Genomic DNA, 6,883 nt, shown 5'->3' with positions numbered 1-6,883 from the left:
GATCTGGCGGTGCCGGGGTTGACGACTCGGGGCTCTGCCCCGGACCCCGCTGCTCAATCGCCGCAGGGGCTTGAATGTGCCGCACCGGGCTCACACGGGTTACACCAGCGCCGTGCCGATCAGGCCGTTGCGGGTGATCAGGGCGGCGAGTTGGTTCTCGCTCAGGGCATCCGTGGCGGTGGGGCGGCGTGGCAGGACCATGTAGCGGGTTTCCGCGCTGGAGTCCCAGACGGTGACCTTGGTGGCATCGGGCAGCGTGACTCCGAACTCGCCCAGTACAGCCCGGGGTTCGCGGACCACGCGGGAGCGGTACGCCTCGCTCTTGTACCAGCCGGGAGACGGCCCGAGGAGCCGCAGCGGATAGCAGGAGCACAGCGTGCACACGATCATGTTGTGCACGCTCTCCGTGTTCTCGGTGACCCGCAGCCGCTGGGGCTGAACTCCCCCGGAGGAGAAGCCCAGTTCGGCGACGGCCGTCGAACCGTCCGCGAGCAGCCGCGCCTTGAACGCCGGGTCGATCCAGGCACGGGCCACGACCTTCGCCCCGTTGACCGGCGACGCACCCGCGAGGAACCCGTCGATGACCTCGTCGACCGTCTCGCCGCCGACGATGCCCTTCTCCTCCAACAGGCTCTCCAGGAGCCGTACTTGGCGGGAGATCACCGCGTCGTCATGGTTACCGCTCATCGCCGGGCCCCGCCTTCCGCAAGTAGCTCTCGGACAGGTCGAGGACCACGTCGTGCCCGCCCTCGCCCCACAGCTCACGCGCCGCGAACCGCACCGCGTAGATCATCTCGTCGGGCGCGTTGCCCCGCCCCTGCGCCCGCACGTCGGCGAGCGGCGCCCGGCCCTCCGGCTCGACGACGACTCCGAGCTTGCCGCGGGCGTAGCGCGGCAGCCGGGTGTGGTGCGGCGGGTCGTGCCGGTACGTACGGACCAAGTCACCGGCTACGTAGGCGGGTTGCTCGGACTCAGACACGGTCGAGCGCCCCCTCCTCGATGACTCCCTTGCGTTCGAGGAGCGTGCGGATCGCGTGGAACCAGCGCTCGTAGTACGAGGCCGCCAGGTACTCCTGCGGCGGCATCGTCTCGATCGCGTCCCGGAACTCGTCGAGGTTGAAGACCTTCTGGACGAGCAGCGCGCGCTGGAGCGCGAAGACCCGCGCCTCCCAGTCCGCGTGGAAGGGTTCGGCGTCATCGCTGGTGTCGATGGCGCCGAACCCTGTCGTTCCGCCTACGTCGTTCATCCTGGCCATACGGCCAGCCTAAACGCGCTCCCTGGAAGATCTACAGGTTTCCGCGCTTCTCCTGCTCCCGCTCGATCGCCTCGAAGAGCGCCTTGAAGTTGCCCTTGCCGAAGCCCATGGAGCCGTGCCGCTCGATCATCTCGAAGAACACGGTCGGCTTGTCCTGGACCGGCTTGGTGAAGATCTGCAGCAGGTAGCCGTCCTCGTCGCGGTCGACGAGGATCTTCTGCTCGCGCAGCGTCTCGACGGGCACGCGGGTCTCGCCCGCCCACTCGCCGAGCGTGTCGTAGTACGAGTCCGGGGTGTCCAGGAACTGGACTCCGGCCGCGCGCATGGCCTTGACCGAGGCGACGATGTCGTTCGTGGCGAGCGCAATGTGCTGGACGCCCGCACCGCCGTAGAACTCCAGGTACTCGTCGATCTGGGACTTCTTCTTGGCGATGGCGGGTTCGTTGATGGGGAACTTGACCTTCAGGGTGCCGTCCGCGACCACCTTCGACATCAGCGCGCTGTACTCGGTCGCGATGTCGTCGCCGACGAACTCCTTCATGTTCGTGAAGCCCATGACCTTGTTGTAGAAGCCGACCCACTCGTTCATCTTGCCGAGTTCGACGTTGCCGACGCAGTGGTCGATGGCCTGGAAGGTGCGCTGCTCGGCCGGCTCGACGATCGGGGCGGCGGCCGCGAAGCCGGGCAGGTACGGGCCGTCGTAGCCGGTGCGCTCGACGAGGGTGTGGCGGGTCTTGCCGTACGTGGCGATGGCGGCGCGCACGACGGTGCCGTGCTCGTCCTTCGCCTCGTACGGCTCGGTGAGGCCGCGGGCGCCGTGCTCCGTCGCGTAGGCGTACGCGGCGCGCGCGTCGGGGACCTCGATGGCGAGGTCGACGACGCCGTCGCCGTGCGCCGCCACATGCGCTTCGAGGAAGCGGCCCCACTCGCTGGCGGCCTTGATGACGGAGGTGAAGACGAAGCGGGCCGAGCCGTTGGTGAGGACGTAGGAGGCCGTCTCTCGGCTGCCGTTCTCCGGTCCGGAGTAGGCAACGAGCTTCATGCCGAAGGCGGTCGAGTAGTAGTGCGCGGCCTGCTTGGCGTTGCCCACGGCGAAGACGACCGCGTCCATCCCCTTGACCGGGAAGGGGTCGGCCTGCCGTGCGGTGTCGGGGGTGTGGTGTGTGGTCTGCGTCATACCGTGAGGTTCCCGCCGGTCCGCAAGGTGCGCAATAGTTTGCGTTTTTGCTGGGCAATGTGACCAGTGCACGGCCCGTTTCTTCGGGCTGCTTGTACAGGGTGACCACCCGGGGACGGGGCGGCGACGGGACGGCGACGGAGGCGTACATGGCGATCGACGATCTGGACGGGCGGCTCATCGTGCTGCTCGCGCGCGAGCCCCGGATCGGGGTGCTCGAGATGTCCCGCCGGCTCGGCGTGGCGCGCGGCACCGTGCAGGCCCGCCTCGACCGGCTTACCTCGAACGGAGTCATCCGCGGGTTCGGCCCCCAGGTGGACCCCGCGGCGCTCGGCTACCCGGTCACCGCGTTCGCGACGCTGCAGATCAGGCAGGGGCAAGGAGCCGACGTCAGGACCCATTTGGGTGGCGTCCCCGAGGTCCTGGAACTGCACACGACGACCGGCAGCGGGGACATGCTGTGCCGGCTCGTGGCCCGCTCGAACGCGGATCTTCAACGTGTGATCGACCGGGTTGTCGGATTTGATGGCATCGTCCGGGCTTCCACGGCGATCGTCATGGAAAATCCTGTTCCGTTGCGGATCATCCCGCTGGTGGAGCAGGCGTCAGGAGATTCCTGACGGCTATCCGAGCACCGCCCGGGAGTGAGGTGCGATGAACTTCTGGGACTACCTGTCGGCCCGGCACCAGCAGCTGCTCGCCGACGCCTATCAGCACGCGAGCGCCGTCTTCCAGTGCATGCTCCTGGCGACCTTGATCGGCATCGCCATCGGCATCGTCTCGTACCGCAGTGAATGGGCCGGGAACCTGGCGACGACCGCCACCTCGACCATTCTGACCATCCCCTCCCTCGCCATGATCGGTCTGCTGATCCCGGTCGTGGGCCTCGGTGTCGCGCCGACCGTCATCGCGCTCACCCTGTACGGGCTGCTGCCGATCGTGCGGAACGCGATCGTGGGCCTGCGCGGCGTCGACCCCGCGCTGATCGACGCGGCGAAGGGCATCGGGATGTCCCGGACCGCCCGGCTGTTCAAGGTGGAGCTGCCGCTCGCCTGGCCGCCGATCCTCACCGGGATCCGGGTCTCCACGCAGATGCTGATGGGGATCGCCGCCATCGCCGCGTTCGCCTCGGGCCCCGGACTCGGCAACGAGATCTTCCGCGGCATCGCCTCCCTGGGCAGCGCCAACGCGCTCAACCAGGTGCTCGCCGGAACGCTCGGCATCATCATCCTCGCCCTGCTCTTCGACGCCGCGTACGTCCTCATCGGACGGCTGACCATCCCGAGGGGGATCCGTGCCTGACACCACGACGACCGAAGCCCCCGAGGCGTCCGGGACCCCGCAGCCGTCCGGCGCCAGCATCGAGCTGGAGAACCTCACCAAGCGCTACCCCGGCTCCAGCGAGCCCGCCGTGGACAACGTCAACATGGAGATCAAGCCCGGCGAGCTGATCATCTTCGTCGGCCCGTCCGGCTGCGGGAAGTCCACGACGCTGAAGATGATCAACCGCCTGATCGAGCCGACCGGCGGGCGCATCCGCATCGGCGGCGAGGACGTCACCGACATGGACCCGGTGAAGCTGCGCCGGAAGGTCGGCTACGCGATCCAGTCCTCCGGGCTCTTCCCGCACATGACGGTCGCCCAGAACATCGCGCTGGTGCCGAAGATGATCGGCTGGTCCAAGTCGAAGATCAAGGCGCGGGTGGAGGAGATGCTCGATCTCGTCGGTCTCGACGCCGCCGAGTACCACGGCCGGTACCCGCGTCAGCTCTCCGGCGGGCAGCAGCAACGCGTGGGCGTGGCAAGGGCGTTGGCGGCCGACCCGCCCGTCCTGCTGATGGACGAGCCGTTCGGCGCCGTCGACCCGATCACCCGGGACCACCTCCAGGACGAGCTGATCCGGCTCCAGCACGAGCTGCACAAGACGATCGTCTTCGTCACGCACGACTTCGACGAGGCGATCAAGCTCGGCGACCGGATCGCGGTGCTCCGCGAGAAGTCGCACATCGCGCAGTTCGACACCCCGGAGGCGATCCTCACCAACCCGGCGGACGACTTCGTCTCCGGGTTCGTGGGCGCGGGCGCCGCCCTCAAGCGCCTCAACCTCACCCGCGTACGCGACGTCGAGGTCACCGACTATCCGACGGTGAGCGTCGACGACCCGTTGCAGGACATCTTCAACAAGCTGCGGGCCGCCGGCACGAACGAGCTGCTGCTGCTCGACAAGCGCGGCCGTCCCTACAAGTGGCTGCGCCGCGGCGACCTGATGCGCGCCAAGGGCTCCCTCGCCCGCGCGGGCACCCTCGTGCACGACACGGTGACGTACGACGCGACGCTGCGCGACGCCCTCGAAGCGGTCCTCACGGACAACGCGGGCCGTGTCGCGGTGACCGGGCGACGCGGCGCGTACGAGGGCGTCGTCGACATGGAGACGCTGATGAACTCCGTGCACGAACTCCTGGAGGCCGACCGCCTCGAAGCCGTCGAGCACCAGCACGAGTTGGAGGAGAAGCGCGCCGAGCAGACGCATCTGGAGCAGGAGGGCTCCCAGGGCACCGACGGGGAGGTGAAGGCGTGAGCACTCCGTCCCGAAAGTCGCCTCCGAAGGGCGCGCGCCCCGAGGGCGAGCACGAGGTCAAGGGCCTCGCGTTCCGCGACGAGGGCCAGGGCGAGCAGGAGGCGCCCGCGCCGCCCACCCGCAAGGAACCGTCCCGCATCACCTGGAAGAAGCTGACGTTCCTTCCGGTGTTCCTGATCCTCGTCCTGCTGATCACGTGGCTCTGGTTCCGCAACGCGGACCTCGACACGATCTCCGAGAACGCCATCTCGGGCGGCGCGGTGGGCAAGGCGCTGCGCCAGCACATCACCCTGACGGTGATCTCGACGTTCTTCGTGCTGATCATCGCGATCCCGCTGGGGATCCTGCTGACCCGCAAGATGTTCCGCAAGGCCACCCCGTTCGCCCTGGCGATCGCCAACATGGGCCAGGCGACCCCGGCCATCGGCCTGCTCGCCCTGCTCGTCATCTGGCTGGGCATCGGCGAGCGTTCGGCCCTGATCGGCATCATCATCTACGCGATTCTGCCGGTTCTCTCCAACACCATCGCGGGCCTGAAGGCCAACGATCCGACGCTGCTCGAAGCGGCGAAGGGCATCGGGATGTCGCAGCTGGGGGTGCTCCGCAAGGTCGAACTCCCGCTCGCCGTACCGCTGATCCTCGCGGGCGTGCGCACGGCGCTCGTCCTCAACGTCGGTACGGCGACGCTGGCCACCTTCGGCGGTGGCGGCGGCCTCGGTGTCCTCATCACCACCGGCATCACCAACCAGCGGATGCCGGTCCTGATGCTCGGCTCGATCCTGACGATCGCGCTGGCCCTGCTCGTCGACTGGCTGGCCTCGCTGGCCGAACTGCTGTTGCGCCCGCGCGGGTTGGAGGTGCGCACATGAGTCCCGTGAAGCACATGAAACCCGTGAAGCCTGTGAAGTACCGCGTGCGGGTGGCGGTCGCGGCGAGCTGCGGGATCGCGCTCCTCGCGAGCGGCTGCGGACTGACCAGTGGCAGCCCGCTGGTCGACGACGTGCAGCCCGGCTCCATCGGCAAGGACAAGCCCCTGGCGGGCGCGGACATCACCGTCACGTCGAAGGAGTTCACCGAGCAGCTGGTGCTCGGCGCGATCATGGGCATCGCGTTCAAGGCGGCCGGCGCGGACGTCCTCGACCGGACCGGCATCCAGGGCTCCATCGGCGCCCGCGAGGCCATCAAGTCCGGTGACGCCGACGCCATGTACGAGTACACGGGCACGGCCTGGATCACGTACCTCGGCAACTCGGACCCGATCACCGACCCGCACCAGCAGTACGAGGCCGTGCGCAAGGCCGACAAGAAGAACGGCATCACCTGGCTGCCGCAGGCCTCGCTCAACAACACCTACGCGCTCGCCATGAACGACGCCAACTTCAAGAAGTACGGCACCAAGACGCTCTCCGACGTCGCCGCGCTCGCCAAGAAGAACCCGAAGGCCGTCACGCTGTGCGTGGAGAGCGAGTTCGCCAACCGGGCCGACGGACTGCCCGGCATGCAGAAGGCGTACGGGATGAACCTGCCCGCCGCCAACCTCACGCAGATGGACAGCGGCATCATCTACACCCAGGCGTCCAAGGGGAGTTGCACCTACGGCGAGGTCTACACGACCGACGGCCGGATCAAGGCGATGAAGCTGAACGTCATGGAGGACGACAAGAAGTTCTTCCCGAACTACAACGCGGCGCCCTCGATCAACAGCAAGGCGCTCAAGAAGTACCCGGCGATGGCGGACGTCCTGGAGCCGATCACGAAGAAGCTCGACAACACCGTCGCCAGGGACCTCAACGCGAAGGTGGACGTCGACGGGCAGGACCCGCACGACGTGGCGAAGGACTGGCTGGTGAAGGAGGGGTTCGTCAAGTGAGC

At 68.0% G+C, this 6,883-nt stretch carries 9 protein-coding genes; 5 read left to right on the top strand and 4 right to left on the bottom strand.

The window, feature by feature from the left end:
- Nucleotides 1-99: 99 nt before the first annotated feature.
- The 4 genes from nthA to hppD are packed head-to-tail and all read right to left on the bottom strand — an operon-like array spanning nt 100 to nt 2,433.
- Complete coding sequence (gene nthA, locus ABT004_RS19380; protein ID WP_351338238.1) at nt 100-687, bottom strand: nitrile hydratase subunit alpha; 588 nt, start codon at nt 685-687, stop codon at nt 100-102.
- On the bottom strand, nt 677-979 hold the full coding sequence (locus ABT004_RS19375; protein WP_351338235.1) for an SH3-like domain-containing protein: 303 nt from the start codon (nt 977-979) through the stop codon (nt 677-679). The genes nthA and ABT004_RS19375 overlap by 11 nt, the downstream gene beginning before the upstream one ends.
- A complete protein-coding gene (locus tag ABT004_RS19370) occupies nt 972-1,256 on the bottom strand; it encodes a hypothetical protein (protein WP_351338232.1) in 285 nt (94 codons plus the stop codon). The genes ABT004_RS19375 and ABT004_RS19370 overlap by 8 nt, the downstream gene beginning before the upstream one ends.
- A 31-nt stretch (nt 1,257-1,287) precedes the next feature.
- Entirely contained in the window at nt 1,288-2,433 is a 1,146-nt protein-coding gene (gene hppD, locus ABT004_RS19365) for a 4-hydroxyphenylpyruvate dioxygenase (RefSeq protein ID WP_351338229.1), read from the bottom strand.
- A gap of 149 nt (nt 2,434-2,582) precedes the next feature.
- Between hppD and ABT004_RS19360 the strand changes: the two genes are divergently transcribed.
- Genes ABT004_RS19360 through ABT004_RS19340 form a run of 5 tightly spaced genes read left to right on the top strand, consistent with a single transcriptional unit; the run spans nt 2,583 to nt 6,881 of the window.
- Nucleotides 2,583-3,053 carry an Lrp/AsnC family transcriptional regulator gene (locus tag ABT004_RS19360; protein WP_351338227.1) on the top strand — a complete coding sequence of 157 codons (471 nt, stop codon included), beginning with the start codon at nt 2,583-2,585 and terminating at the stop codon, nt 3,051-3,053.
- A gap of 34 nt (nt 3,054-3,087) precedes the next feature.
- Nucleotides 3,088-3,735, top strand: a complete 648-nt coding sequence (locus tag ABT004_RS19355) for an ABC transporter permease (protein ID WP_351338225.1) — start codon at nt 3,088-3,090, stop codon at nt 3,733-3,735.
- Nucleotides 3,728-5,011: a betaine/proline/choline family ABC transporter ATP-binding protein gene (locus ABT004_RS19350; protein WP_351338224.1), complete on the top strand. Its 1,284-nt coding sequence runs from the start codon at nt 3,728-3,730 to the stop codon at nt 5,009-5,011. The genes ABT004_RS19355 and ABT004_RS19350 overlap by 8 nt, the downstream gene beginning before the upstream one ends.
- Nucleotides 5,008-5,880 carry an ABC transporter permease gene (locus tag ABT004_RS19345; protein ID WP_351338222.1) on the top strand — a complete coding sequence of 291 codons (873 nt, stop codon included), beginning with the start codon at nt 5,008-5,010 and terminating at the stop codon, nt 5,878-5,880. The genes ABT004_RS19350 and ABT004_RS19345 overlap by 4 nt, the downstream gene beginning before the upstream one ends.
- Before the next feature lie 14 nt (nt 5,881-5,894).
- Nucleotides 5,895-6,881 (top strand): glycine betaine ABC transporter substrate-binding protein, encoded by a 987-nt coding sequence (locus ABT004_RS19340; RefSeq protein WP_351338220.1) that lies wholly within the window; start codon nt 5,895-5,897, stop codon nt 6,879-6,881.
- Nucleotides 6,882-6,883 lie beyond the last annotated feature (2 nt).

Origin of the sequence: Streptomyces sp. NPDC002790 (assembly GCF_040295505.1) — a bacterium.
GTDB lineage: Bacteria > Actinomycetota > Actinomycetes > Streptomycetales > Streptomycetaceae > Streptomyces.
Note: the sequence above shows the minus strand (reverse complement) of the source record. Positions and strands in the feature narration are given on the sequence as shown.

Excerpts from the sequence above, each read along its gene's own strand:
- ABT004_RS19360 (WP_351338227.1), top strand. The coding sequence starts at position 2,583 with ATGGCGATCGACGATCTGGACGGGCGGCTCATCGTGCTGCTCGCGCGC.
- ABT004_RS19355 (WP_351338225.1), top strand. The coding sequence starts at position 3,088 with ATGAACTTCTGGGACTACCTGTCGGCCCGGCACCAGCAGCTGCTCGCC.
- nthA (WP_351338238.1), bottom strand. The coding sequence starts at position 687 with ATGAGCGGTAACCATGACGACGCGGTGATCTCCCGCCAAGTACGGCTC.
- hppD (WP_351338229.1), bottom strand. The coding sequence starts at position 2,433 with ATGACGCAGACCACACACCACACCCCCGACACCGCACGGCAGGCCGAC.
- ABT004_RS19370 (WP_351338232.1), bottom strand. The coding sequence starts at position 1,256 with ATGGCCAGGATGAACGACGTAGGCGGAACGACAGGGTTCGGCGCCATC.
- ABT004_RS19340 (WP_351338220.1), top strand. The coding sequence starts at position 5,895 with ATGAAACCCGTGAAGCCTGTGAAGTACCGCGTGCGGGTGGCGGTCGCG.